Annotated in this window: 27 protein-coding genes; 18 read left to right on the top strand and 9 right to left on the bottom strand. The window is 56.6% G+C overall.

Annotated features, from left to right (window positions below; translation table 11 throughout):
• Positions 1-52: 52 nt before the first annotated feature.
• Positions 53-502 carry a hypothetical protein gene (locus KIF87_RS07915; RefSeq protein WP_213328427.1) on the bottom strand — a complete coding sequence of 150 codons (450 nt, stop codon included), beginning with the start codon at positions 500-502 and terminating at the stop codon, positions 53-55.
• Between the two features lie 430 nt (positions 503-932).
• On the opposite strand from KIF87_RS07915, the gene KIF87_RS07910 reads away from it, so the two are divergent.
• On the top strand, positions 933-1,640 hold the full coding sequence (locus KIF87_RS07910; RefSeq protein WP_063144471.1) for a response regulator transcription factor: 708 nt from the start codon (positions 933-935) through the stop codon (positions 1,638-1,640).
• Positions 1,624-3,093 (top strand): sensor histidine kinase, encoded by a 1,470-nt coding sequence (locus KIF87_RS07905; protein ID WP_213328415.1) that lies wholly within the window; start codon positions 1,624-1,626, stop codon positions 3,091-3,093. Before KIF87_RS07910 ends, KIF87_RS07905 begins: the two co-directional genes overlap by 17 nt.
• Positions 3,094-3,171: 78 nt before the next feature.
• Here the strand turns inward: KIF87_RS07905 and artJ are convergent, their stop codons facing one another.
• From artJ to KIF87_RS07875, 6 genes are all read right to left on the bottom strand, one after another.
• Complete coding sequence (gene artJ / locus KIF87_RS07900) at positions 3,172-3,903, bottom strand: arginine ABC transporter substrate-binding protein ArtJ (RefSeq protein ID WP_213328414.1); 732 nt, start codon at positions 3,901-3,903, stop codon at positions 3,172-3,174.
• A 173-nt stretch (positions 3,904-4,076) separates the two neighbouring features.
• Complete coding sequence (gene artM / locus KIF87_RS07895; RefSeq protein WP_029739452.1) at positions 4,077-4,745, bottom strand: arginine ABC transporter permease ArtM; 669 nt, start codon at positions 4,743-4,745, stop codon at positions 4,077-4,079.
• A complete protein-coding gene (gene artQ / locus KIF87_RS07890; protein WP_025756069.1) occupies positions 4,745-5,461 on the bottom strand; it encodes an arginine ABC transporter permease ArtQ in 717 nt (238 codons plus the stop codon). Before artQ ends, artM begins: the two co-directional genes overlap by 1 nt.
• Positions 5,462-5,467: 6 nt before the next feature.
• Positions 5,468-6,199, bottom strand: a complete 732-nt coding sequence (gene artI, locus KIF87_RS07885) for an arginine ABC transporter substrate-binding protein ArtI (protein ID WP_008500032.1) — start codon at positions 6,197-6,199, stop codon at positions 5,468-5,470.
• A 19-nt stretch (positions 6,200-6,218) separates the two neighbouring features.
• Positions 6,219-6,947, bottom strand: coding sequence for an arginine ABC transporter ATP-binding protein ArtP (artP, locus tag KIF87_RS07880; RefSeq protein WP_023335075.1), 729 nt, complete (start codon positions 6,945-6,947; stop codon positions 6,219-6,221).
• A gap of 226 nt (positions 6,948-7,173) precedes the next feature.
• Entirely contained in the window at positions 7,174-7,692 is a 519-nt protein-coding gene (locus KIF87_RS07875) for a lipoprotein (protein ID WP_213328413.1), read from the bottom strand.
• Positions 7,693-7,789: 97 nt separating this feature from the next.
• Here KIF87_RS07875 and KIF87_RS07870 point away from each other — a divergent pair, with 97 nt between their 5' ends.
• From KIF87_RS07870 to KIF87_RS07860, 3 genes are all read left to right on the top strand, one after another.
• Positions 7,790-8,113, top strand: coding sequence for a heavy metal-binding domain-containing protein (locus KIF87_RS07870; protein WP_023310944.1), 324 nt, complete (start codon positions 7,790-7,792; stop codon positions 8,111-8,113).
• Positions 8,110-8,940 (top strand): N-acetylmuramoyl-L-alanine amidase, encoded by an 831-nt coding sequence (locus tag KIF87_RS07865; RefSeq protein ID WP_213328412.1) that lies wholly within the window; start codon positions 8,110-8,112, stop codon positions 8,938-8,940. The genes KIF87_RS07870 and KIF87_RS07865 overlap by 4 nt, the downstream gene beginning before the upstream one ends.
• A gap of 272 nt (positions 8,941-9,212) precedes the next feature.
• The gene (locus KIF87_RS07860; RefSeq protein ID WP_213328411.1) at positions 9,213-9,836 is read left to right on the top strand and encodes a helix-turn-helix domain-containing protein; all 624 of its coding nucleotides are present in this window, start codon (positions 9,213-9,215) and stop codon (positions 9,834-9,836) included.
• Here KIF87_RS07860 and KIF87_RS07855 read toward each other — a convergent pair whose 3' ends face one another.
• Positions 9,837-10,466, bottom strand: a complete 630-nt coding sequence (locus KIF87_RS07855) for a type II secretion system protein GspB, cryptic system variant (RefSeq protein WP_213328410.1) — start codon at positions 10,464-10,466, stop codon at positions 9,837-9,839.
• Positions 10,466-12,031, bottom strand: a complete 1,566-nt coding sequence (locus KIF87_RS07850) for an ExeA family protein (RefSeq protein ID WP_213328409.1) — start codon at positions 12,029-12,031, stop codon at positions 10,466-10,468. Before KIF87_RS07850 ends, KIF87_RS07855 begins: the two co-directional genes overlap by 1 nt.
• Before the next feature lie 300 nt (positions 12,032-12,331).
• Between KIF87_RS07850 and gspC the strand changes: the two genes are divergently transcribed.
• The 13 genes from gspC (at position 12,332) to KIF87_RS07785 (ending at position 25,940) form a co-directional block, all read left to right on the top strand.
• Complete coding sequence (gene gspC, locus KIF87_RS07845) at positions 12,332-13,063, top strand: type II secretion system protein GspC (protein WP_213328408.1); 732 nt, start codon at positions 12,332-12,334, stop codon at positions 13,061-13,063.
• A gap of 13 nt (positions 13,064-13,076) precedes the next feature.
• On the top strand, positions 13,077-15,002 hold the full coding sequence (gene gspD / locus KIF87_RS07840) for a type II secretion system secretin GspD (RefSeq protein ID WP_213328407.1): 1,926 nt from the start codon (positions 13,077-13,079) through the stop codon (positions 15,000-15,002).
• A gap of 15 nt (positions 15,003-15,017) precedes the next feature.
• The gene (gene gspE / locus KIF87_RS07835; protein WP_213328406.1) at positions 15,018-16,496 is read left to right on the top strand and encodes a type II secretion system ATPase GspE; all 1,479 of its coding nucleotides are present in this window, start codon (positions 15,018-15,020) and stop codon (positions 16,494-16,496) included.
• On the top strand, positions 16,496-17,704 hold the full coding sequence (gspF, locus tag KIF87_RS07830; RefSeq protein ID WP_213328405.1) for a type II secretion system inner membrane protein GspF: 1,209 nt from the start codon (positions 16,496-16,498) through the stop codon (positions 17,702-17,704). Before gspE ends, gspF begins: the two co-directional genes overlap by 1 nt.
• Before the next feature lie 3 nt (positions 17,705-17,707).
• Entirely contained in the window at positions 17,708-18,157 is a 450-nt protein-coding gene (gene gspG, locus KIF87_RS07825; protein WP_213328404.1) for a type II secretion system major pseudopilin GspG, read from the top strand.
• Positions 18,157-18,642, top strand: a complete 486-nt coding sequence (gspH, locus tag KIF87_RS07820; RefSeq protein ID WP_213328403.1) for a type II secretion system minor pseudopilin GspH — start codon at positions 18,157-18,159, stop codon at positions 18,640-18,642. Before gspG ends, gspH begins: the two co-directional genes overlap by 1 nt.
• Positions 18,635-19,015 (top strand): type II secretion system minor pseudopilin GspI, encoded by a 381-nt coding sequence (gene gspI / locus KIF87_RS07815; RefSeq protein ID WP_213328402.1) that lies wholly within the window; start codon positions 18,635-18,637, stop codon positions 19,013-19,015. Before gspH ends, gspI begins: the two co-directional genes overlap by 8 nt.
• Entirely contained in the window at positions 19,012-19,617 is a 606-nt protein-coding gene (gene gspJ / locus KIF87_RS07810; RefSeq protein WP_213328401.1) for a type II secretion system minor pseudopilin GspJ, read from the top strand. The genes gspI and gspJ overlap by 4 nt, the downstream gene beginning before the upstream one ends.
• Positions 19,614-20,624 (top strand): type II secretion system minor pseudopilin GspK, encoded by a 1,011-nt coding sequence (gene gspK / locus KIF87_RS07805; RefSeq protein WP_213328400.1) that lies wholly within the window; start codon positions 19,614-19,616, stop codon positions 20,622-20,624. The genes gspJ and gspK overlap by 4 nt, the downstream gene beginning before the upstream one ends.
• A gap of 15 nt (positions 20,625-20,639) precedes the next feature.
• Positions 20,640-21,773 carry a type II secretion system protein GspL gene (gene gspL / locus KIF87_RS07800; protein WP_213328399.1) on the top strand — a complete coding sequence of 378 codons (1,134 nt, stop codon included), beginning with the start codon at positions 20,640-20,642 and terminating at the stop codon, positions 21,771-21,773.
• Positions 21,770-22,255: a type II secretion system protein M gene (locus KIF87_RS07795; protein WP_213328398.1), complete on the top strand. Its 486-nt coding sequence runs from the start codon at positions 21,770-21,772 to the stop codon at positions 22,253-22,255. The genes gspL and KIF87_RS07795 overlap by 4 nt, the downstream gene beginning before the upstream one ends.
• Positions 22,252-23,049 carry a prepilin peptidase gene (locus KIF87_RS07790; protein ID WP_213328397.1) on the top strand — a complete coding sequence of 266 codons (798 nt, stop codon included), beginning with the start codon at positions 22,252-22,254 and terminating at the stop codon, positions 23,047-23,049. Before KIF87_RS07795 ends, KIF87_RS07790 begins: the two co-directional genes overlap by 4 nt.
• Positions 23,050-23,291: 242 nt before the next feature.
• Positions 23,292-25,940, top strand: a complete 2,649-nt coding sequence (locus KIF87_RS07785) for a glycosyl hydrolase family 18 protein (protein ID WP_213328396.1) — start codon at positions 23,292-23,294, stop codon at positions 25,938-25,940.
• Positions 25,941-26,009: the final 69 nt, after the last annotated feature.

Below are 26,009 nucleotides of genomic sequence, written 5' to 3'. Positions count from 1 at the left end.
TACGAGTTCGGGTAGGCCGGGTAAGGCGTAGCCGCCACCCGGCTTTGTTTGCTCAGCCCAGTAATGCGACTCCCGCCTCTGTATTTAGCCAGCGTGGCGCTTTCAGCTGGTCGGCAAAATAGCCCGTCAGCTCAAAGAGCAGATCACCCATCACGCGGGCTGACTCCGGCGCAAGTACTCCCCCAATTAAGAGTTGCGTAATCTCCTCACAGTAACGGCACAATTGATCAGGCTCTGCGTTGAATGCAGGTTCGCTTTCCGGGAAAACATCCACCGTTAATCGTTCATACAAATGCTCCGGCACAGGCTCCAGCAGCATCGGGCGGAGCAAGGCAAGACAGGCTGTGAGGCGGCCACAGAGCGCGATTTTTCTGGCAGGATCGGTTTCTTCAACCAGCGCTTCGCAGTAGCGCTGGCAGTTGTCGGCCAGATCGGTGAAATCGGTATTGTGATGAACAGGAAGTGTGAGAAGTGTGTCTGAAAAAGACGAGACAATAGACATATAAACATCCTCAGTATGTTGGTTTGTCACCGCCACTGAAAATGCCAATTTTCTTTGGTGGCGGAGTCGGACGAGGTTGGCATAACCGGACATACTGAGAACCGGCGCGCTTTTCAGCGCCCTCGTCCGACTCACCATTGAAGTGTAACCGGACGCACAGCGTAAAAAAAGTATCACGCCGTCAGTATGTTATGCAGGATGCCAATCCCGGCACCAGATTTTGCTGGTGTGAGGTGAACATACGCCTGTAAAACCTTAATAAAAAGAGGGGTAGCAAGGATAAGTTAAATCCTGCGAGGCTGATTCAGAAAATACAGAGGGGACCGGTTTGAATGGTTTGTTAGCCTTCAAAAGTTCAACAAAATGTGAACTCTTCCCCCGCTCGAAATCAGGTAAGCTTACGTCATAAGACATGAATAAAGGCTTACCCATGAAGCAGATCCTGCTGGTGGAAGACGACCACGATATCGCGGCGCTTCTGCGACTCAATTTAGAAGACGAAGGCTACGCCATCACCCACGAGCCCGACGGGGGCAACGCCTTACTGCGCCTTGAAAAACAGCCGTGGGATGCGGTGATCCTCGACCTGATGCTGCCCAACGTTGACGGTCTGGAGATTTGCCGCCGCATCCGTCAGATGACGCGCTACCTGCCGGTGATCATCATCAGCGCCCGCAGCAGCGAAACCGACCGCATCACCGGGCTGGAAACCGGCGCCGATGATTATCTGGCTAAGCCGTTTTCGGTGCAGGAATTAATTGCGCGCATCAAGGCGCTGTTCCGCCGCCAGCAGGCGATGGGGCAGGCGCAAACCGACGGTCAAATTCAGGCCCACGGTCTGACCATCGATCCGCTGGCGCGCAGCGTGCTGCTTCACGGCCAGGTGGTGGATCTCACCCCGCGCGAATTCGAGCTGCTCTATTTTTTTGCCCGTCATCCGGGCGAGGTGTTTTCCCGTCTGGCGCTGCTGGAGCAGGTCTGGGGCTACCAGCACGAAGGCTATGAGCACACCGTTAACACCCATATTAACCGCCTGCGCATTAAGATTGAGAAAGACGCCGCCGAGCCAGAGATTATTCGCACCGTCTGGGGCAAGGGCTATAAATTTGCGGAGCCAAATCATGATGCGCCGCTTTAGCCTGAGCCAGCGCCTGACGCTGCTGTTCATCCTGCTGATGATGCTCTGCGCCACCGTCGCCTGTGCGGTACAGCTCTACACCAGTACGCAGTACGGTAACGCGATGGTGCAGCGGCTGTCGGGCGGGCTGGCGCAGCAGATCGTTCAGCGTGAAGCGATTCTGGACGCGCAGGGCAGGGTCGATCGAACGGCTCTCAAGCCGCTGTTTGACCGGCTGATGACCTTTAATCCGAGCGTTGAGCTGTACGTCGTTTCTCCTGACGGCGATATCCTGGCCGATGCCGCACCGCCGGGACATATTCAGCGGCAAAAAATCGACCTGGCGCCGGTTCAGACCTTCCTGAGCGGTACCGCCATACCGGTCCTGGGCGACGACCCGCGCAGTCAAAATAAAAAGGTCTTTAGCGCCACGCCGCTGCGGCAGGACGGCGAGCTAAAAGGCTACCTGTACATTATTTTGCAGGGCGAGGAGTCCAACGCGCTGGCGGAGATGGCCTGGCATAAGGCGCTGTGGAGCACGGTGCTGTGGTCATTGCTGTGGGTTGCGCTATTTGGCCTGCTGGCAGGTTTACTGGTCTGGTACTGGGTCACGCGCCCGGTAAAACAGTTGACGGTAGAAGTCGCCGGGCTGGAGCAGGACAGCATAAGTGCTATCAGGCAGTTGGCCGCTCAGCCGTCGGACGCGGCGGCAAAGGATGAAGTGGCTATCCTGCGCAACAGCTTTATCGAGCTGGCGCGCAAAATCACCCGCCAGTGGGACCAGCTGGCCGACAGCGATCGCCAGCGCCGGGAGTTTATCGCCAACATTTCGCACGATCTCCGTACGCCGCTGACCTCGCTGCTGGGCTATCTGGAAACCCTTTCGCTAAAATCCGCCACGCTGACGCCGCAGGAGCACCAGCAGTATCTCGCCACCGCGCTGCGTCAGGGGCAAAAAGTCCGCCATCTTTCGCAGCAGCTGTTTGAGCTGGCGCGCCTTGAGCACGGCGGCATTAAGCCGCAGCGCGAGCGTTTCGCGATGGGGGAGCTGATTTCCGACGTGGCGCAGAAGTTTGAGCTCACCGCCCGCACGCGGGAAGTGAATCTGCATATTGACGTGCCGGGACCGCTGCCGCTGATTAACGCCGATGTGTCGATGATCGAACGCGTGGTGACCAACCTGCTCGATAACGCGATGCGCCATACGCCAGGCGGCGGGGAAATTCGTCTGGCTGTCTGGCAGGAGAATGAACGGCTTCAGGTCGAAGTGGCGGACAGCGGAACGGGCGTGGACGCCTCGCTGCGCGACGATCTGTTCCAGCGGCCATCGGCGTTGAATACCCAGGCATCGCGGGAGAATCGCGGCGGGTTGGGGCTGTTAATCGTGAAACGCATGCTGGAGCTGCACGGCGGAGGGATCAGGCTGATGGAGTCGGCGAGCGGGGCGCGGTTCAGGTTCTTTGTGCCGCTGTGAGAGAGTGCCGGGTGGCGGCTTCGCCTTACCCGGCCTACAGACTACCACCCCCGTAGGCCGAGTCACCCGGCAAAAACGTTACTGCGGGAACCACTGCTCGCTAATTTTATGGTACGTACCGTCTGCTTTAATCGCTTTCAGCGCGCCGTTCAGTTTTTCCAGCAGGGCTTTGTTATCCGGACGTACCGCGATGCCGAGGCCTGTACCAAAGTACTGTGGATCGGTCACTTTCTCGGTCGCGGTGCCCAGCTGTGGGTTGGTCTTCAGCCATTCATTCACCACCGCGGTATCGCCGAACACGCCGTCGATGCGGCCATTTTTCAGGTCGATAATCGCGTTCTGATAGCTGTCATAGGCTACGGTTTTCACTTCAGGATGCTTGTCCTGGAGATACTTCTGGTGCGTGGTGCCGTTTTCCATTCCGATGCGTTTGCCTTTCAGCTGATCGAAAGAGGTATAAGCGCCTTTCTTCGCAATCACGACCGCAGAGTTGGCGTAGTACGGGTCGGTAAACGCGACCTGCTTGCTGCGCTCAGGCGTGATGTCCATCCCGGAGATCACCGCATCGTATTTTTTAAATTTCAGCGACGGGATCAGGCTGTCGAAGGCATGGTTGGTAAAGGTGCAGTCGGCCTGCATTTGTTTGCACAGCGCTTTCGCCAGATCGATATCGAAACCCACGATCTGGTTGCTGGCATCCAGCGATTCAAACGGCGGATAGGTGGCGGACACGCCAAAATTGATTTTATCTGCTGCGGATGCGCCAGCGGCGAAGGTGGCGAGTAATGCGGCCAGAACTAACTTTTTCATTGTAATGCTCCCGTCTGTCTTATTTATGCGCCGTGTCTGCGGCATGGATGTACAATGCCAGTTAATGAATTTATATGCAATAAAAATGATTAAGTATTGTTGTATGGCAAAAAAAAAGCGGATAACCCATCAGGTTACCCGCTCCATAAATACCGTTTTATGCACTCGCGTAGTTAATTTCTGCGCTCAAACGCCAGCGCTCTGCGCTCGATCAGGCGCATCATCAGCGTCAACAGACCGTTAACCACCAGGTAAACCACGCCTGCCGCACCGAACACCATCACGTCATAGGTGCGTCCATAGAGCAGCTGTCCGTGACCCATCACCTCCATCAGGGTGATGGTGTAGGCCAGAGAGGTACTCTTGAACACCAGCACCACTTCGTTGGAGTAAGAGGAGAGCGCGCGCTTAAAGGCGTACGGCAGCAGGATCGCCAGCGTATCTTTCTTGCTCATGCCCAGCGCCCCACAGGACTGCCATTGACCTTCAGGAATGGCGCGGATCGCCCCGTAGAACAGCTGGGTGGTATAGGCCGCACTGTTAAGCGAAAGGGCAATCAGGGCACACAGCCACGGTTCAGAGAGCAGATGCCAGATAACCGGATACTCCTGCAGCGACGGGAACTGGCCTGGGCCGTAGTAAATCAGGAAGATCTGCACCAGCAGCGGCGTACCGGTAAACAGGGTGATGTAACCGCGCACAATCCACACCAGCACCGGCGTTTTCAGCGTCAGGATGATGGTGAAGATAAGGGCCAGGATCAGCGCCACGATAATGGACGCCACGGTCAGCGTCAGGCTGGTGTGCAGCCCTTTCATCAACTCGGGGAAATATTCAAGCATCAGCCTGGTCTCCGTTCAAAGCGCGTCGCACGCAGGTCAATACGCTTGAGGATGTACTGACTGAGCAACGTGATCACCAGGTAGATAGCCGCCGCCACAATGTACCAGGTAAAAGGCTCCTGGGTACGGGTGGCGATGCTTTTGGTTTGCAGCATCAGATCGTTAACGCTTATCAGGCTCACCAGCGCGGTATCTTTCAGCAGCACCAGCCACTGGTTGCCGAGGCCCGGCAGGGCATGGCGCCACATCTGCGGCATAACCAGACGGAAGAAGATGGCTGACTTCGACAGGCCTAACGCCTGACCCGACTCCCACTGACCCTGCGGCACGGCTTTCAGCGCACCGCGCAGCGTTTGCGACGCGTATGCGGAGTAGAGCAGGGAGAGGGCAATCACGCCGCACAGGAACGGGCTGACGTCGAAGTTTTCAATCTGCATCTGCACCGGGATCTGCGCAAAGCCGAGATTGAGGGTGAAGCCGTCAGACAGCGTGAGCAGCAGCTGTGAAGAGCCGAAATAGATAAACAGGACCACCAGAATTTCCGGTAGCCCACGCAGCACGGTGACCAGCGCGGAGCCTGTCCAGGCGACGGGGAACCATTTCGCGGATTCCCACACCGCAAAGAACATCGCCAGCACAAGGCCGATAATCAGTGCGCAAACGGCAAGGCCGACGGTCATCCCGGCGGCGCTTGCTAAAGGAAAAATTTCATTCATCAGGAATTACTTCTGGAACCATTTTTTGTAGATGGTTTCGTAGGTGCCGTCTTTCTTCACTTTTTCCAGCGCAGCGTTGAATTTCTGCTGCAGCTCAGTGTTGCCCTGACGAACGGCAATCCCCAGACCGGTACCGAAGTAATCCTTATCGGTCACTTTGTCGCCCACTGGCGCCAGCTTGTCGTTGGCTTTCAGCCATTCGGTCACGACAGCGGTATCACCAAATACGCCGTCGATACGGCCATTTTGCAGATCCAGCTTCGCGTTCTGGTAGCTGTCATACGGAACGGTGGTGATTTCCGGATGTTTATCCATGATGAATTTCTGGTGCGTGGTGCCGTTCTGCACGCCGACTTTTTTGCCTTTCAGCTGATCGACAGAGGTGAATTTACCTTTCTGACCAATGAACAGGGCGGAGTTGTCGTAGTAAGGGGTGGTGAACAGCACCTGCTTTTCACGCTCCGGGGTGATGTCCATACCGGCCATCACGGCGTCGATACGGCGGAACTTCAGGCTTGGGATCAGGCTGTCGAACGCCTGGTTGCTGAAGGTACAGGTCGCGTCGATCTCTTTACACAGGGCGTTAGCCAGGTCCACGTCGAAGCCAACAATTTTATTGTTCGCATCAATCGACTCAAACGGAGGGTAAGAGGCTTCCGTGGCGAAACGAATGGTCTGGGCTGCGGTAGCAGAAAGGGTAACGCCAGCAAGCAGCACGGCAAGTAATACTTTTTTCATTATATTTCCCCTGACACAATCAATGAGATAAATAGTTTTTGAAGGCATCGGTTTGCGGGTTCGCGAAGCAGCCCGCATCACCTTGCTCAACGATATAACCGTTTTCCATGTAGACCACACGGCTGGCGGTTTTACGCGCCACTTCCACTTCGTGGGTGACGATAACCTGCGTAATATTGGTTTCCGCCAGCTCGCGAATGATGCTGACGATCTGGGCGGTGATTTCCGGATCCAGCGCCGCGGTGGGTTCATCAAACAGCAGTACCGCAGGCTCCATCATCAGCGCGCGGGCAATGGCCACGCGCTGCTGCTGACCGCCGGAAAGGTGCAGCGGATAGCGGTCGCTGTAAGGCTTGAGACGCAGACGATCCAGCAGCTTTTCGGCACGGGCGATCGCCTGATCCTTGCTTAACCCCAGCACGCGGCACGGCGCTTCAATCAGGTTTTGCAGGACGGTCAGATGCGGCCAGAGATTGTATTGCTGGAAGACCATGCCGACGTTTTGACGCAGTTCGCGAATCGCTTTATCAGACGGCGTTTTCGCGAAATCAAAATGGTTACCGGCAATCGCCAGCGTACCTGAACGGGGCATTTCAAGCAGATTAAGGACACGCAGAAGGGAGCTTTTGCCTGCACCGCTTGGGCCAAGCAAAACCAGCGTTTCGCCTTCCGGGCAGTTCAGCGTGATGTCAAACAGCGCCTGGTGTGCGCCGTAGAAGCAGTTAATGCCGTTTAGTTTAATACTCATCGGGGCAGTCTTTACTCATCCAGGCAATCTATAGCAATTGAGGCCGCAGATAGTACCGTTGACAGAATAGTTATGCAATATTTATGCGTTAAAAGTTAAATATAACCCGCGTTTCCTCTTAAACATAGCACAAAATAGCGAACGGTAAGGTCGGCGAGTATAAATGTCGGCATTCCGCATGAAATGCCGCACATTTTACGGGGGTAACAAGATTGTATTGGCGGGTTTAGCGATTCTCAATCGACTGGCGAAGCGTGCCTGCCGGGGCATGAACGCTGCCGCCAACGTAGCGCACGTCGTCTACCGCCCAGCACTGTCCTTCACGGATCATCAGCACTTCATCCTGCCAGGTTTGGGTTCCCTGCGTCAGCTTCACGCGCAGCGGAATATTGCGGGCATCGGTATTCGGGATGGTTGACGCGCTGGCTACTTCGGCGCTGTCCGGCAGCGTGGCGCGGCTGGAGAACGGATCGGATTTCAGCAGGGCGTTGTGCTGCGCATCGCGGGTGGCGTCGTTAAGCAGTTTTGCCAGGCCGTCGCTCAGATACGGGCGCAGGCCGGTGAGATCGTTGCTGCGGTGCTGAATGCGATAATTATAGAACTGCTGCGCCACGGCGTCCGGGCCGCCCTCGATGCAGGGGCCGCTGCGGGTACCGATATCCTTAAAGGCTGGCGTGACCGTGGTGGTACAGGCGCTGAGCACCAGCGCGCAGGGCACGAAAAGTGTTAAAGCAGAATAGCGCATGTTGATTTCCTTATTTATTAACTATCCTTTCAATCATAGCGTAACGAACCGATAATGCTGTGCCTAAGGCATTGAACGCTAAAGAAGGAGAGAAACCATGCAGTTTTCAACAACGCCAACCCTGGAAGGGCAGACAATAACCGAGTATTGCGGTGTGGTTACCGGCGAAGCGATCCTCGGCGCCAATATCTTCCGTGACTTTTTTGCCGGTATCCGCGACATCGTTGGCGGCCGCTCGGGCGCATACGAAAAAGAGCTGCGTAAAGCGCGCGAAATCGCCTTTAAAGAGCTTGGCGAGCAGGCGGAAGCCCTCGGCGCCGATGCGGTCGTGGGGATTGATATCGACTACGAAACGGTCGGGAAAGACGCCAGCATGCTGATGGTGAGCGTAAGCGGTACGGCGGTGAAAACCCTCCGATGAGGCGTTCGCTTGCGACACTCCTGCTGGCGCTGCTGCTGGCAGGGTGTGCCACCGAAAAAGGGATCATCGACAAAGGCGCCTACGAGCTGGATACGCGTCATCAGGCGCAGGCGGCTTACCCGCGCATCAAGGTACTGGTTATCCACTACACCGCGGATGATTTTGACAGCTCGCTGGCCACGCTGACGGATAAGAACGTCAGCTCTCACTATTTGATCCCGGCTAAACCCCCGGCCCCGGACGGTAAGCCGCGCATCTGGCAGCTGGTGCCTGAAAGCGAACTGGCCTGGCATGCGGGCATCAGCTTCTGGCGCGGCACCAACCGCATCAACGATACGTCTGTCGGCATTGAGCTGGAGAACCGCGGCTGGCAAAAAACCTCCGGCGTTAAGCACTTTACCCCGTTTGAGCCTGCGCAAATTGCGGCGCTGGTGCCGCTCGCCAGAGACATTATTACCCGCTACAACATCAGGCCTGAAAACGTGGTGGCCCATTCGGACATCGCTCCGCAGCGCAAAGACGACCCCGGCCCGCTGTTCCCGTGGCACCAGCTTGCTCTGCAGGGCATTGGCGCGTGGCCCGATCAGGCGCGCGTCGCGTTCTATATAAACGGTCGTCCGCGCTATCAGCAGGTGGATACCGGAGCATTACTCGATCTCCTCGCGCGGTATGGCTATGAGGTGCCGGCTGACAGCACCCCGGCGCAGCAAAAGCGCGTTATCACGGCGTTCCAGATGCATTTCCGGCCTGACCTGTGGAACGGCGTCGCGGACGTCGAAACGATGGCCATTGCCGAAGCGCTACTAGAGAAGTACGGGCAGGGGTGATCCTTCGGACGCCCCCGAATGCCTTAGTTCATCCTGACCCTCTTCAGATTAATCTTAAGTACAAACTCAATTCATTTTTAGTTAATTGACTTAAAATTATCCGGATTTAAGATAGACACATAGCTTGCTAAGTAATGCAGCAAATAAATATATCGCATTTACTCTTTATTTTTCTCCTTGAGAACGCCATCAGGAAAATATTCGAGGGGTGAGGCTTATTTTTGCCTTGCGCCTGCATTTTTTAAAATTCACATCTTAAATCGGGTATAACAATGTTAAGCATCTATGCAAAAAAATTACGTCCGCAACATGAAATGGAAGCCATTATTTCGGCAACCTCAGGCTTTGAAGAAAAAACCTTAAAGAAATGGCAGAAAATATCCACGTCTGATTCACAATACATTCATATTATCGTCAGCGGCGAAGTTGAATTCCGACGCGAATCCGACGAACTGTGCATGTTCACGGTCACGGGCCAGTGCATTTTTGGTCTCTCGTCTATGTACTACAGCGCAACCCATATGTACGGCCTCGTTCGCGCCAACACCGTGGTGCGCTCGATTAAGAAAGAGGTCTTCGCCCAGCTGATGACCGATAAAAACTTATGGCCTGAGCTGACTAAAGTGCTCTCCTGGTACATCTGCATGCTGAGCAAACGTGACGATGTGCTGGTTGCCCGCAGCGCTTACGCCGTTGTGCGTGAATTCTTGTACGAGATTAATGAACTGATTGTTCATCATCAGCGCGATATTAATATTTACGATTATATTCAGGAATACACCAACCTGGCGCGCAGTACCATTATTAAAATCCTCTCCGACCTGAAAAAAGGTCAATATATTGTTGTGGAAAAAGGACGACTCCTTAACCTGACAACGTTGCCTGAAAAATATTAATTACTCCAGCCGGTCGCCTTTCTGACTCAAAGGCGATCGGTTATCTACCTTATGTAGCACCCTCGACTGTGAATTATCCTGCGTTTCGTCCACCGGCGGCGCGGGAATTTTGCCTTGCGAATAATCTTGCTCCTGTTCTTTTAACGCCTGCTTAAACAGCTCGGTTAACGAGGCATCCTCACTGCCTGCGCTGGCGGGAGCGACATCATGCGCTTCGGTGCCGGGTAACGTATCCCGCGACGTATCGTGCGGTTCTGCGCCGTCGGGCGCCTGCTGCCAGTCGGCATCGTCGCTGTTAATCGGCAGATCCTGCATGGCGGGGACCTCGGCCTGCACCGGGGCCGGTTTCGGATGAGGATGCGGGAACGGCTTGCTCACATACACATAGTGCATATCGGAAAGCTGCGTTTCGGGTTTCGCGACGCTCGCTTTTTTTACCGGTTCCGGCGCAGGATGACGCAGGCTCCAGTAAGTATGCGCGTACATGCCCGCCATCAGCATGGCGCACAGGCCCAACGTCCATAAAAAGGCGTTGCCGAAAACTTTTCTCAGGCTGGGGAGGCGGTACGAAAACCAGACCGCCTCCCCGTTAGTGTAGCTGCGCTGGGCAGCAAGACAGATGGTAGACATCAGGAATGCTTCTCCTGCTTTTTCGCGTCCGGTGTGGAACGCGAGGCCTGTATTAATACGCTCGGCGTGGAATGGGTTTCACGCATTAACTGCATCAGCGTATCTTCCCCTGGAATGCCATCCACGTGCAGATGCATTTGTTGCTGGAACTCACGGGTGCGTTTCATCATCTCCGCCGTCCAGGTCTGGGCATGGGTTTCCGGCTGGTTAAGGGCCACGCTCAGCTGCTGGTCAAGCCAGGCCATGTCTTTCGCATCGCTGGCGGCGCTGATGGCGTCTTTGCCATCCGGCGTCAGGCGGTGCAGCTGGGTGTAGTTCCCGGTGGCATGCTGGTTAAACCAGCTGCGGCTTACCTGCCAGGTGCGGTTGTTCATCAGCAGGTCGAGAGAGTTATCTCCGACGCGGGCGACAACGGCATAGTTGAGGTGGTTACCGGTTTTCAGCTCACTCACCCACGGATAGCCTTCCTGCGCCAGCGCGTCCGGTGAGGCGTTCCCCTGCTTACACATCAGGTTCACCTTCGCGGCGTTTTGACACAGGGCATCGTCCGCCGAGGCGTCATACCCCCACATCAGATAGAGCTGATGCATCGCATCCGGCTGATTCACCACCTCGTTGTCGATAACCGGCACCACCGGGGCCTGAACGCGTGGCGTCTGCTGTTTCCAGCTCACCGGTACCGGGAGCTGAACCGGAAGTCTTGCACCGATCGAAGAGGTGAAATACCAGCCGCAGGCGGCAAACAGCACGGACGCGAATAAACCGACGGTAGCCAGGCGCTTGCCGTGTTTTTTCGCGGGCAGCGTCTCGCCCGCCGCCAGCCGTAAATGACGCGGGCTGACCTGGGCTGCGCGTTCGGTCCAGGCGGCCAGCATCGACAGGTGCGCCAGCTCGTTCAGCTTGCTGATATTCCCCCTGGTCAGCGCGTGCATCTTGCGCACGCGCGCCGGGGTGAGCGGCGCGTTCTCGCACCCGTGCTCTTCACACTGCGCCTGAACGTAGCTGAGAAACTCCCGGCAGGTAAGGGGACGCAGGGTGTGACGGGTATGAGCATATTCACGCAGCTCAGGTTGCTGCATCAGGACGGCATCCTGATCCGCAGCCCCCATCAGCACGATGGACAGGCGAAACTCCAGCTCCTGCGCGCGCGTCAGCAGCATCGCCAGCACCTCCCGACAGGTGTCCTTCATGGCTTCGGTATGGCTAATCACCAGCACTTTTGACCGGGTTTTTCCCCCTTGCCACTGGTGCAGAACGGCATCCACCGCCTGAAGCCGGTTCTTGCTCTCTTTCGTTCCCGGGTTGAGTTTGTACAGCAGGCTACTGGCACTCAGTTTTGGAAACGCGTTGATGGCAAGTACGCCAGGACTCGCGGACTTCAGAGCATCGCTGAACTGGCCCAGCAGCGGAGCATCGTCAGCAAAGAGCCCGGTAATCCCCGCCCGTTGGGTTTTCTCTTTCAGCAGGTTGAACACGTCCTGATGATAAGGCACCAGAAAATCCCCGGATAACCGGGTTATTTTCCGAAAGGGCGGATTTTTAAAATTAAAGTGGCTCTGATACATAACGACTTACCGTCTCTGATTAGGAATAGCAACAGGACGAGAAAGTAAAGCAACGCTATAGGGAGGTCAATTTGCGCACAGGGTAAAAATATCCTGCCGGTGAGGCCTAACATCTGGATTTTATACGGTCAATATTTTTCTGTATGAAAGTTAGCGGCAAAGTCAGTGGTTGTTTTTACAGCGGGAAATTACTCTTTGCTCACATATTGGCGCAGCACGACGCTGCTTATTTTCGCTTTGTTAAAGGCCAGATGAAAAATGAGGTTCTCATTTCTGTCACGGTGGATAACACCTTGCATTATGTTCGTGCTGTTAATTTTTTGCGGCCAGCAAGGGTATCTGACGTTTAAAGATTATAAAAAAGTTACGAATAAGTTGGCTAATTCTGATGCGCAGCCGCTGAAAACGCGTCGTAACGAAAAAACATTCACGCTTTTTACCGCAGCAGTTCGCCAGGATAACGTTCCGACGGCGGTTAAAGCCCCGCTGGCAGTGGAGATCGAAGGGATCGTGCGCAGCGATGACGCCTGGCTTTCCTTCGCGGTAATCAAAACGCCTGGCGGCCAGAAGAGCTACCGTGAAGGCGAGCCGCTGACCGGTTTTAACGATGCCTTTATTCAGGAAATAAACAAAGACAATGTAGTGGTTAATTACGAAGGTGCTACGCAGGTACTGGCGTTAAATAAACCTGATTATTTTAAGGGCGGCGCTGACAGCGGCCCGGTAACCAAATCGACGAAAGATGCAGGCGCGGAAAGCGTGCATCTGAATGATTATCTGGTGTTAAAGCCGTTAATCGAAAAGGGCCAGCTGGAAGGTTACAACATTAATCCAAGGAATGCCTCCTCCTTCTACAGCCATTCAGGGCTGAAAAAGGGTGACGTGGCAGTAAAAGTGAATGCTGTCGATATGACCGACGAAGCAAAGGCAAAAAGCATTATTGCCAACTGGTCGAAAATGAAAGAAGCGGAGGTCGTCGTCAGACGTCACGCTCACCTTGAAAATATTCGGGTTAATGTTCTAAACAATTAACAAGTGTACAGACATGAAGAAATTTCCTTGGGCGTGCGTGGCGCTGACCGCATTGTCGTTATATTCGAGTTCGCTGCTTGCAGCCAACTTTAGCGCGAGCTTTAAAAATACCGATATCCGCGAGTTTATCGATACGGTAGGCCGCAATCTGAATAAAACCATTCTCGTCGACCCGTCCGTTCAGGGCTCGGTGTCGGTGCGAACCTACAACGTGCTGACGGAAGATGAGTATTACCAGTTCTTCCTGAGCGTGCTGGACCTGTACGGCCTGTCGGTGATCCCGATGGACAACGGCATGGTGAAAGTGGTGCGCTCAAGCGTCGCCCGCACCGCCGGCGCGCCGCTGGCCGACAGCAAAAATCCGGGCAAAGGCGATGAGATCATCACCCGCGTGGTGCGCATGGAAAACGTGCCGGTACGCGAACTTGCCCCGCTGCTGCGCCAGCTCAACGATGCCACCGGCATCGGCAACGTGGTGCACTTCGAGCCCTCCAACGTGCTGCTGTTAACCGGTAAAGCCTCGGTGGTGAACCGCCTGGTGGATCTGGTGCAGCGCGTCGATAAAGACGGTATTCAGCGCCGCGAGATCGTGCCGTTGCGCTTTGCCTCCGCCAAAGAGCTCTCGGACATGTTGAACAACCTCAACAATGAAGAGCAGAAGGGGCAGAACGCGCCGCAGCTGGCGACCAAAGTGGTGGCGGATGACGAAACCAACAGCCTGGTGATCAGCGGCTCGGAAGATGCGCGCATGCGTACCCGCTCCCTGATCCATCAGCTGGATCGCGAGCAGAACAACGAGGGGAATACCCGCGTCTTCTACCTCAAATATGCCAGCGCCACGAAGGTGGTGCCGGTACTGACCGGGATTGGCGAACAGCTGAAAGACAAGGCCGGCACGCCGAAGGCGAAAACCGCCACCGCGTCCAGCGATCTGAACATTACCGCTGATGAGGCAACCAACTCTCTGGTGATCACCGCCCAGCCTAACGTGATGAACTCTCTGGAGAAGGTGATCGACAAGCTCGACATCCGCCGTCCGCAGGTGCTGGTGGAAGCGATCATTGCTGAAGTGCAGGACGGTAACGGCCTGGATCTCGGCGTGCAGTGGACCGGCAAACACGGCGGCGTGCAGTTCGGCTCCACCGGACTGCCTATCAGCCAGGTGAAGAATGGCGTAATTAAAGGCGCTAGCTTCACGGGGATGGCCACCGGTTTCTTTAACGGCGATTTCGGCGCGCTGATGACCGCGCTCTCCACCGGGGCGAAAAACGACATTCTCTCCACGCCAAGCGTGGTCACGCTGGATAACAAAGAAGCGTCGTTCAACGTCGGTCAGGACGTGCCGGTGCTCTCCGGCTCCCAGACCACCAGCGGCGACAACGTCTTTAACTCCGTTGAGCGTAAGACGGTCGGTACCAAGCTGAAAATTGTGCCGCAAATCAACGACGGCGACATGATCCACCTGAAGATTGAGCAGGAAGTCTCCAGCGTCGACAACAGCGCGACGGAAGACGCCAGCCTCGGCCCAACCTTTAACACCCGCACCATCAACAACGAAGTGATGGTGCACAGCGGGCAGACGGTGGTGCTCGGCGGCCTGATGGAAAACGTCACCAAGCAGTCGGTCTCCAAAGTGCCGCTGCTGGGCGATATCCCGCTGGTCGGCCAGCTGTTCCGCTACACCTCGCAGGATACGTCGAAGCGCAACCTGATGGTGTTTATCCATACCACCGTCCTGCGCGACGACGACAACTACAGCGCGGCGTCGAAAGAGAAATATGACCAGATCCGCGCCCGCCAGCAGCAGCGCGTGGAAGAGAAAAAGCTCGGCATTATCGAACCAGCGGATAACGCGGTACTGCCTGCGTTTCCCGTTGACGCCAGCGCCGCACCGGTAAAAACCAGCGCCAGCGCACCGCGCAATCCGTTTAAGCACTAGGGCGGAGAGGGCACCGTGGACGAACTGACTAAAACCCTGTGTAGCAGCAGCTACGCAAAAGATAACGGCGTTCTGTTTTATAACAACGACGTCTATATCCGTGAAGACACCCCGGCGTTTGCACTGCTGGAGGTACGCCGGGTGCTGGGACGAGCGTTCGTTCCGGTGACCCTGACGCCGGAAGCCTTTGACGAGCTGCTGGCCAAAATCTGGCAGCAGAGCAGCGGCGTGTCGCAGCAGCTGGTGGACGATATGGACGCCGATATCGACCTGATGGCGTTAACCGAGGAGATCCCGGACAACGAGGATCTGCTCGATAACGACGAAAACTCCCCGGTGATCCGCCTGATCAACGCCATTCTCGGCGAGGCGGTGAAAGACGGCGCGTCGGATATTCATATCGAAACCTTCGAGCGCACGCTGAGCATCCGCTTTCGCGTCGACGGCGTGCTGCGCCCGGTGCTGCAGCCAGCGCGTAAGCTCGCGCCGCTGCTGGTGTCGCGCATCAAGGTCATGTCGAAACTCGACATTGCCGAGAAGCGCCTGCCGCAGGATGGTCGTATCTCCCTGCGCATTGGCCGCAAGGCGATCGACGTGCGCGTGTCGACCATTCCATCCCAATACGGCGAGCGCGTGGTCATGCGCCTGCTCGACAAAAGCAACCTGAAGCCCGACATCAACAAGCTGGGCCTGATTGATGAAGAGCTGGATAAGTTAAAAGGGCTGATTGACCGCCCGCACGGCATTATCCTGGTCACCGGGCCAACGGGTTCCGGCAAAAGTACCACCCTGTATGCCATTCTCTCGGCGCTGAACGGCCATGAACGCAACATCCTGACCGTTGAAGACCCGATTGAATACGAGCTGGAAGGGGTGGGGCAGACGCAGGTTAACCCGCGCGTGGACATGACCTTTGCCCGCGGGCTGCGCGCCATTCTGCGTCAGGACCCGGACGTGGTGATGATCGGGGAAATTCGCGACGGCGAAACCGCGCAAATTGCGGTGCAGGCGTCGCTCACCGGTCACCTGGTCATGTCTACGCTGCACACCAACAGCGCCGCAGGGGCGATTACGCGCCTGCGGGATATGGGGCTGGAGTCGTTTTTAATCGGTTCATCGTTGCTCGGTGTCATTGCCCAGCGTTTGGTGCGTCGGCTGTGTACCCACTGCCGGACCACCAGTCCGCTGGACGCCAATGAAAAAGCGCTGTTCAGCTTTATGGACGCGCCGCCCAAAGCGATTTACCGCGCGGTGGGCTGCGAGCACTGCCGCCAGAGCGGCTACCAGGGCCGCGCCGGTATTCATGAATTCCTCGTCGTGGACAGCACCATGCGCCGCGCCATCCATGAAGATAAGGACGAAATGTCCATCGAAACGCAGCTCTTTAAGCAGGCCTACAGCCTGCGCGAAAACGGGCTGCTGAAGGTGATTAGCGGCGTAACCTCTCTGGAAGAGGTGATGCGCGTCACCGCCGAGCGCGGGGGGGATGCGTAATGGCCTTCTACGCCTGGACGGCGACGGATGCGGCGGGCAAAACCCGGCGCGGCACCCTGCAGGCCGAGGGGCAAAAGCAGGTTCGCCAGATGCTGCGCGAGCAAAAGCTGATGCCCGTCAGCATCACCGAAACCCGCGAGGCGGCGGCGTCCGGGAAAGCAAAAACCGGGGCTAAGCTCTCCACGCCGGTGCTGTCGATGTTTACCCGCCAGCTCTCCACGCTGGTCAACGCCGCGCTGCCGCTGGAGAGCGCGCTGAAGGCCATCTCGAAGCAGACGGAAGACAAAAAGCTGGCGGCGATGGTGGTGGAAATTCGTGAAAAGGTGGTGGAAGGGCACACGCTGTTTGACGCCTTCAGCCAGTTTCCGCGCACCTTCGACAAGCTCTACTGCACGCTGGTGATGGCCGGTGAAAAGACCGGCCACCTGGGCGACGTGCTGGAGAAGCTGGCGGAGTACAACGAGCAGCGCCAGAAGATGAAAAGCAAGCTGACGCAGGCGATGGTCTACCCGATCACCCTGACGGTGGTGGCCATCGCGGTCATCAGCATTCTGCTGGTGGCGGTGGTGCCGCAGGTGATCGAGCAGTTCACCCACATGAAGCAGCAGCTGCCGATCACCACCCGCACGCTGATTGCGGTGAGCGATTTCCTGCAGGCCTACGGTATCTATATCGTCGGGATCCTGGGCGGTGGGTTTGTCGGTTTTAAAACCTGGCTCAGAAATGCCAAAAACCGCTTTCGCTGGAACCGCTGGCTGGTGAACGGCTCGCCGATTAAAAAGCTGGTGTGCGCCATCAACAGCGCCCGCTACATCCGCACCCTGAGCATTCTGCAGGCCAGCAGCGTGCCGCTGCTGGAGGGGATGTATATCGCCATGGACGGTATCGAAAACCTCTACGCCCGGCAGGTGCTGGAGCAGGCCGCGGATACCGTGCGCCAGGGGGCCTCGTTATATGCCGCGCTGGAGCAGGCGAAATTATTCCCCCCAACCATGCTGTACATGATTGCTTCCGGCGAAGAGAGCGGGGAATTGGGCAATTTAATGGACCGCGCGGCGGAAAACCAGGAATCGGCATTACAGCACCGCATTACGTTAACGCTGTCGGTATTTGAACCGGCGCTGGTGGTATCCATGGCGACGATTGTTTTATTCATCGTGCTGTCAATATTACAACCGCTTCTGCAACTTAATAATATGGTAGGTTAAATCATGGCTATAAAAAGAAAACACCTGGCTCGCCAGGCGGGCTTCACGTTGCTCGAATTAATGGTGGTAATCGTTATTCTCGGCGTTTTAGCGAGTATGGTGGTGCCAAACTTAATGGGCAATAAAGAAAAAGCGGATACGCAAAAAGCGACCAGCGATATTGTCGCGCTCGAAGGTTCGCTGGATATGTACAAGCTGGATAACCACCGCTACCCAACCACTGAACAAGGCATGCAGGCGCTGGTGACCAAGCCTGAAATCGCGCCCATCCCGAACGGTTACCGCGCCGACGGCTATATTCGCCGCCTGCCGCAGGATCCGTGGGGCGGGGATTATATCCTGGTGAGCCCGGGCGAACACGGCGCGGTTGACGTCTTCTCGGCCGGTCCGGACGGCGAAGCCAATACCGCCGATGATATTACGAACTGGTCTCTGGATAAGAAAGAGAAATAATGAAACGTCAACGCGGCTTTACGTTGCTGGAAATTATTCTGGCGCTGGTGATATTTGCCAGCTGCGCCATGATGGTGGTGTCAACAATACCCTCGCGCAGCGGTGCGGATATATTTGGCCAGCAATTAAAAGCCCTCGTTGATTATGGTTCGGACCGCGCGGTGATGGACGGAAATATTGTGGGGCTGGTGATTTCCACGGATAGCTATCAGCTGGTGACGCTTGAAGATAAAAACGGCGAGCGCCGCTGGGTGCCGTTATCCGCGGGGCGTATTACCACCAAAGGCGGTTTCCCGGAAGAGATGCACGTTTCGCTCTCTCCCCAGCGTCTGGCCGCCACGGTAACGTCCGACCCGCAGGTGCTCTTTTTGCCGGACGGCGAAATCAGCCGCTTCACCCTGACGCTGCAAAGCTATGACAAACAGCACCATTTCCGCGTGGTGTCGCAAGGCGCGGCCCCGGTATCGGTAGAAAACGATGACTAAAGGCAACGCTAAGCAAAAGGGTATGACCCTGCTGGAGGTGATGGTCGCGCTGGTGATCTTCTCCACCGCCGCGCTGGCGCTGATGAACTCGGTCTCCCTGAACGTGCGTTTCACCCACGGGCTGGCCGACACGCTGCAGGCGAGCTGGGTGGCGGAGAATCAGCTGGCAGAAGCGCAGCTCGCGAAAACCGACTTCCCGGATGCTGAGCAGCAGGGAACGGAAATCATGGGCGGGCGCAGCTGGAACTGGCGCAAGCAGCGGGTCAAAACCGCCGACAGCGGCTGGGCTAACGCGATCCGCGTGTATGCGGAAGGCGACGACAGCCAGCCGGTTATTTCGCTGCAGATCGCTCCGCCGGGAGAGAGCAAGTGAAGAACACCCGAAGCCAGCGCGGTTTTACCCTGCTGGAGATCATGATTGCGCTGACCATCTTTGCGGTGATCAGCACCCTGGCCTGGCAAATTCTGGACGGCGCGATGCGTACCAGTTCGGCCACCGACGCCAGCGCGGCGAAGCTCAATCAGCTCCAGCGTGCCTGGAACCTGATGGAGCGCGATTTCTACCAGCTGCAGGCGCGCGCGCCGCGCAACGAGCCGGATCTGTTCCGCCAGACAGACGATGCGCTTGAGCTGACCACGCTGAACGGCGTGAGCGGAACGGTCCAGCTGGAGCGCGTGCGCTGGCGGCTGGAAGAGGGGCGTCTGTATCGCGACGTCTGGCCGGTGATTGACGGCCCGGCGGACGCCAAACCCGACGAGGTGCCGATTGTCAGCGAGGTGAAATCGCTGCAGTGGCGTTTTTACCGTCAGGGCTGGCAGAAAAGCTGGAGCGACCCGGCGCATCTGCCGGACGGCGTGGAGCTGACGCTGACCATGGAAAACGGCGATACCTGGCGCTGGGTCTTTACGACCCCGGGCGATCTGCCTGAGGCCGCTGCGCCAGCGCCGCAGCCTGCACCGGAAGTGAAGCCATGAGCCGATTACAGAAACAGAAAGGCGTTGCCCTGCTGGTGGTGCTGATCCTGCTGGTGATGATGTCGGCGCTGGCCGCCAAAATCAGCCAGCAGTTCTGCCGCAACCTGCAAAAAACGCATTACCAGGTGAGCCAGCAGCAGCTGCGCTGGACGATGCAGGCCCAGGAAAAGGTGGTGAAAGACCGGCTCCAGACCGACGCCAGCGGGGAAAGCAAAGCGCTCTCCCTCGACGGCGACTGGCATCAGCCGCTGGAAACCCGGGGCGAAAACTACACGGTGGTCAGCCAGGTGGAGGACGCGCAGGACTGCTTTAACGTCAACAACCTGCTGGCGGTCGAAAAAATTGCCCAGGGGCAAACCGCCCCGGCGGTGCCGGAAAAGCCCCGCAGAGAGCAGATTGTTGAACAGCTTCTGACGGAGAGCGGCGTGAGCCAGACCAACGCGGAAGAGGTGTATCAGCAGCTGGTGGACTATCTCGATGGCGACACGACAACGGCCAAAGAGGGCGCAGAGACCGATGCCTGGGCAGGCGCGGTGCCCGCTCGCCAGCCGGCGAACCAGATGATGCGCACTATTGCCGAGATCAAGCTGCTGCCTGCCTTCCCGGCCGCCGCTTATCCGAAGGTGAGCAAGCTGCTGTGCGCGCTGCCGGACTCCGCCAGCAGGGTGGATGTGAACACCCTGAAACCGGAGCAGGCCGCCTTACTGGCCGCCCTGTTCCCCGGAAAACTCAATGAAGATGATGCCGCTCGCCTGATTGAATCGCGTCCTGAAACCGGCTGGGAAAATATGGAAACCTTCAGCAAAGCGCTGGAGCAGACCTTCCCGCAGTTAAAAGACGACCTCCCGCAGGTGGCCGACTATCTCTCCATTAATAGCCGGTATTTCCGCGTGAACTATACCGGCAATACCGATGAATTAACGCTTCGCGTGGTAAGCCAGCTTCAGGTGAATAACGAAGCCGGTGAGATCGTGACGTGGCAACGTCGTTACCGAATGATTGAATAAGAAAAGTAGAACGCTATGAAACAGGTCCTTTTTGTTCGTCCCGACAGCCGCGAGGGCGGGAAAATAATGTGGTGTGTCTCCGGCAGCGAGCAGGTTGAGGTGCTGGAGAGCCTGGACGCGCTGGCGGACCATCCTCTGGCCGCCCGCGTTTGCCTGCTGCTGCCCGCCAGCAGCATGATCTTCCGCCACTTTACGCTGCCGAAGAAAATTGCCTCGCAGGCGACGGCGTTCTCGTGGATGGCGGAAGAGACGCTGATTGGCGAGGTGGATAATCTCCACTGGACGGTGCTCAACAAAAAGGGCGCCGAGGTTGACGCGGTGGCCATCGACGCCGATTGCCTGCGCGGGTGGTTAACCCGCTGTCAGGAGGCCGGATTAAAGGTCATTCAGGCGCTGCCGGATGCGTGGCTGCTGCCCGTGACGGCGGGCGGAAGCACGCTTGTCGCCCTGGACGACGGCTACTGGCTGCGTTTATCGCCGCATGTCGCTGGCGAAATGGAGGCGAGCCTGCTGCCGCTGCTGATGCAAAAAGCCGGAGAGGGGGACGTGTGCTGCTACGGCGACGCGCCCGCTGGCGTCGACGTTGACGTCGGGCACCCCTGGCAGCATCCGCTGGTCCTGATCCAGCCGCAGTGGCACGCCTGCCGCGTCACGCTCCTGCACGGTGAATTCAGCGCGAAAGCGGGCTCGGGTAAAGCGTCTAAGGGCATCAAAGCGGCAATAGCCGCGGCGGGGCTGCTCTCTCTCGGCCTGTTGCTGGGGCCGCGCGTCGCCATGGCCTGGATGCTGGTGCAGCAGGAAAACCAGGTTCAGCAGGAGATCCTTCAGGTTTATCAGCACCATTTCCCCAGCATGCGCCAGCAGACCAACATCAAATATCACTTTGGTCAAAACATGAAGAAGCAGACCAAAGGGGTCTTTTTGCAGCTTGAAGAGCTGGAGAAAGCCAGACAGGCCGTGCCGGCAATGGAAATCGATCTGCTGGAATATGACGCCCAACAGAACACGCTGACGCTGAGCGTCAGTGCGCAAAACCCAACCGCGTTGCAGACGTTTGTGAATCAGGCCGGGGAGAATTTTGACTTCACCCTGCAGCCTGTTTCCACCGCTGCACCTTATACCGCCATGATCGCAGGGAAATATAAATGAAAGAGCGAATCGCGCAGCTTAAGTCTCGTTATCAGAATTACAGCGCCAGGGAAAAAGTCATTATAAAAATATGTGCCGTGGCCCTGGCGGGGGCAGCCATCTATTACGCAGGCGTGATCCCGCTGGATAATATGATTCAAAACAGTAAAGCCACGCTGAGCAGACAAAAAGAGACGCTGAACTGGATGCGCAGTGAAATAGATAAAAACCATCTCCAGGTCCAGATTATCAAAACGAATAACCCGCGCACGGTAGTCGAGAGCAGCGCGCAGGAAATTAATCTTGCGCTGACGGATGTGCGTCAGGATGGACAAACCCTATCGTTCGTCGTGAATCGCGTAAACGTATATGAATTAAAGAGCTGGCTGCGGGAAATTAACCAGACCTCCGGCGTCAGGCTGCAAAAAATGAACCTCACGCCGGTCGATCACCTCAGCGACGTCAAGGCAGAGGTGCAGCTTACCTGGAGCAAAACCGCATGAACACCTTCGCGCTGATGCGGGAGGTTTACCCGGTCGGGTTCCCGATAATGAGTGCGATCTTAGGCGGCATTGTGGGGAGCTTTCTGGGCGTCGTCGCCGAGCGCGTACCGGGCATGGTGATGAACGAAGAGGGCGGCGGCAATTTGCTGTTCCCGGCCTCGCACTGCCCGGTGTGCCAGCACGCGCTGGCCGCCTGGGAGAATATCCCGCTCATTAGCTGGCTTATTTTACGCGGACGCTGCAGCCGCTGCGGCACCGCTATTCCGCTGCGGATATTTTTAATCGAACTTTTTTCCGCCCTGTTTTTTGGTATCACCGCCTGGTGCATGCCCGACGTGCAGGCACTGTTCTCACTGTGGCTGCTGGCGGCGTTTTTGTTGCCCCTTGCAACGATCGACTGGCGGCACCAGCTGCTGCCGGACTGCCTGACGCAACCCCTGCTGTGGGCGGGATTACTGCTTCACGCGGTTGACCACCGGCTGCCGCTGTGCGATGCGCTGTTCGGTGCCGTGGCGGGCTATCTGTCTCTCTGGCTGCTCTACTGGGCGTTTCGCCTGACCACCGGAAGGGAAGGGTTGGGATATGGCGATTTTAAGCTGCTGGCGGCCTTAGGTGCCTGGTGCGGCTGGCAGGCGTTGCCCTCGCTGGAATTAATCGCCGCGTTGAGCGGTATTATCGGCTATTTCACGCTAAATAATTTAAATAAAAATAACCTCACTATTTCTTTCGGACCGTATCTCTCATTTGCTGGAATAGTGGTGTTTATTGCGCAGCAGTTTGCCTTCATGTTTTAAATATTCAGGTCAAGATTTTTTATCAATTTTTTCGACGGTGGAAGAGAAGGACGTCTCTTTGCGCTCAGTGTATCGTAAAGGATATAAGCTACACGGAATTTGGGCTTGTATCTTTTTATGGAGGAATACAACGCAGCAATACGTTTTTTTGTCACGGTTTTCAGGTTGGTTAAATACGCATCCATGTTCTCACGGAAGGCATGGATTATTAACGTTACGAATAAATTTATCAGGAAATAAAAATGAAATTTATGAAGCCTAAATATCTGGCGCTTTTTGTTGCAGCTGCAACAAGCTCAGTATTTGCAGCGGCACCGGGTACGCCTTCTATTACGTCAGGCAATGATAAATTTGCGCTGGTAGAAGTAGACCAGGCGGCACAAGACTATAACAACCTCATCAAAGTGCACAAAGATGGCGTGGATGTGAAGGTTGAGTGGAACGTCTGGAGCGGCGACGCACCAACGTCTGCAAAAGTGCTGCTGGACGGCCAGACCGTCTGGACCGGCGCGGGCAGCGCCGCAGGCTCTGCGACCTTTAAAGTGAAAAAAGGGGGCCGTTATCAGGAGCAGGTTGAACTTTGTAACGACAGCGGCTGCACCAAAAGCGCCAGCAAGCTGATCATCGTTGCGGATACCGACGGTAGCCACCTGCTGCCGCTGAATACCCCGCTGCTGGAAAACAACAAAGCCTTTGCGCAGCACACCGACAAAGTGGTCGGTGCTTATTTCCCTGAGTGGGGCGTGTATGACCGTAACTTCTCGGCGGACAAAATCCCGGTGGCGAACATTAACCACCTGCTGTACGGCTTCATTCCAATCTGCGGCGGCGACGGCATTAACGACAGCGCTAAATCTTCCGGCGCGCTGGAATCCCTGAAGCGCGCCTGCGAGGGCCGTCCGGACTACACCGTGGCGATCCACGACCCGTGGGCTGCGCTGCAGAAACCGCAGCAGGGCGTGACCGGCTGGGACGACCCGTACAAAGGCAACTACGGCCAGCTGATGGCGATGAAAAAAGCCCATCCTGACCTGAAAATTCTGCCATCCGTAGGCGGCTGGACGCTGTCCGATCCGTTCTATCAGATGGATAACAAAGTGCTGCGCGATCGCTTCGTGGCCTCCGTGAAAGACTTCCTGACGACCTGGAAGGTGTTCGACGGCGTGGATATCGACTGGGAATTCCCGGGCGGCGGCGGTGAGAACGCCAAACTGGGTAACCCTCAGACCGATAAAGCGACCTACACCGCGCTGATGCACGACCTGCGTCAGATGCTGAACGAACTCTCTGCCGAAACGGGCCGTACCTACGAGCTGACCACCGCAATCGGTGCGGGCAAAGATAAGATCGAAGACGTGGATTACAACACCGCGCAGCAGTACATCGACCATATCTTCCTGATGAGCTATGACTTCTACGGCGCGTGGAGCAATACCGATCTCGGCCACCAGACCGCGCTGTACGGTGCGTCCTGGAAACCGGATACCAACTACACCACCGATAACGCCGTGAAAGCGATGCTGGAGCAGGGCGTTCACGGCTATACCGGCGATAATCCGTTTACCGGTACGGCAACGGGCCCAATCAAAGGCACATGGGAAAACGGCATTGTCGACTATCGTCAGATTGTGAACCAGATGCTGGGCAAACCAGGCTGGGAATACAAATACGATGAAGCGGCAGAAGCGCCGTACGTGTTTAACAAGTCTACCGGCGAACTGGTGACCTACGACAACGCCCGTTCCGTGATGGCGAAAGGCAAATACGTACAGAACAAAAACCTCGGTGGTCTGTTCGCATGGTCTATCGAATCCGACAACGGCGATATCCTGAACGCGATGAACGAAAGCCTGCTGGGCGGCAGTTCAACGCCTGTTGAGCCTGTTGTGACCAACCATGCGCCAGTGGCTTCTGCTACCGATATGACGGTAACCGGCCCGGCAACCGTCACCCTGGACGGCTCTGCCTCCAGCGACCAGGACGGCGACGCGCTGACCTACAAATGGACGCAGGTATCCGGCGCAACCGTGACGCTGGCAAACAGCACCAAGGCGAAAGCCAGCTTCAGCGTACCGGCCGTCACCAGCGACCAGAATCTGGTCTTCCGTCTGACCGTGACTGACGCGAAGGGTCTGAGCAACGCGATTGATGTTCAGGTTGTGAACAAAGCGCCGAAAGCGAACCAGGCTCCGGTGATCAATGCCATGGAAGCCGTCACCGTTGAATCCGGTGAAGCGATTTCCCTGCATGCACAGGCAACCGATCCAGACGGCGACGCGCTGACCTATAGCTGGAGCGTACCGGCGGATATGAACGCAACGGGTACCGATACCGCTAACGTTCGCATCACTGCACCAGAGGTCAACAACGCCTCATCCTACACCCTGAGCGTTGTCGTGACCGACGGCAAAACCAGCGTGCAGTCAAACGTGCAGGTGACGGTTAATCCGAAACCAGCAGACGTAACACCGCCTGCTGATGAGGTGACCCCACCATCTGATGAAGTGACTCCTCCGTCTGACGAGGTTACGCCGCCATCTGACGAAGGCACGGCAACCGGCAGCTGCGACGCGCCTGTCGATGCTAACGCCAGCAAATACGCTGCGTGGGATTCCAGCAAAGTCTACAACAGTGGCGATACCGTAAGCTTCGACCATCTGGTGTGGAAAGCGAAGTACTGGACGCAGGGTAACCAGCCTGGCTTCGGTGCCGAAGCATGGGAAATGGTGAGCAACGTGAAGATGAACTGGCGCTCTGACCTGGTTTACAACGGCGGCGAAACCACCACTTACCAGGGCAACGTTTACCGTGCCAAATGGTGGACCCGCGGTGATAACCCGGCTAACAGCGACGTATGGGTGAAAGAAGGCGCAGCAACAGACTGCAAATAATCTAACCCGATAAACGCTCACCGCTCTCTTGCGAGGGTGGTGAGCGTTTCAAAAATTCATTTTACAGGA

Source organism: Enterobacter sp. 120016 (genome assembly GCF_018383635.1).
GTDB classification, from domain to species: Bacteria; Pseudomonadota; Gammaproteobacteria; order Enterobacterales; family Enterobacteriaceae; genus Enterobacter; species Enterobacter asburiae_D.
The sequence above is the reverse complement of the archived record's forward strand: the minus strand, read 5'-3'. Positions and strand labels throughout refer to the sequence as shown.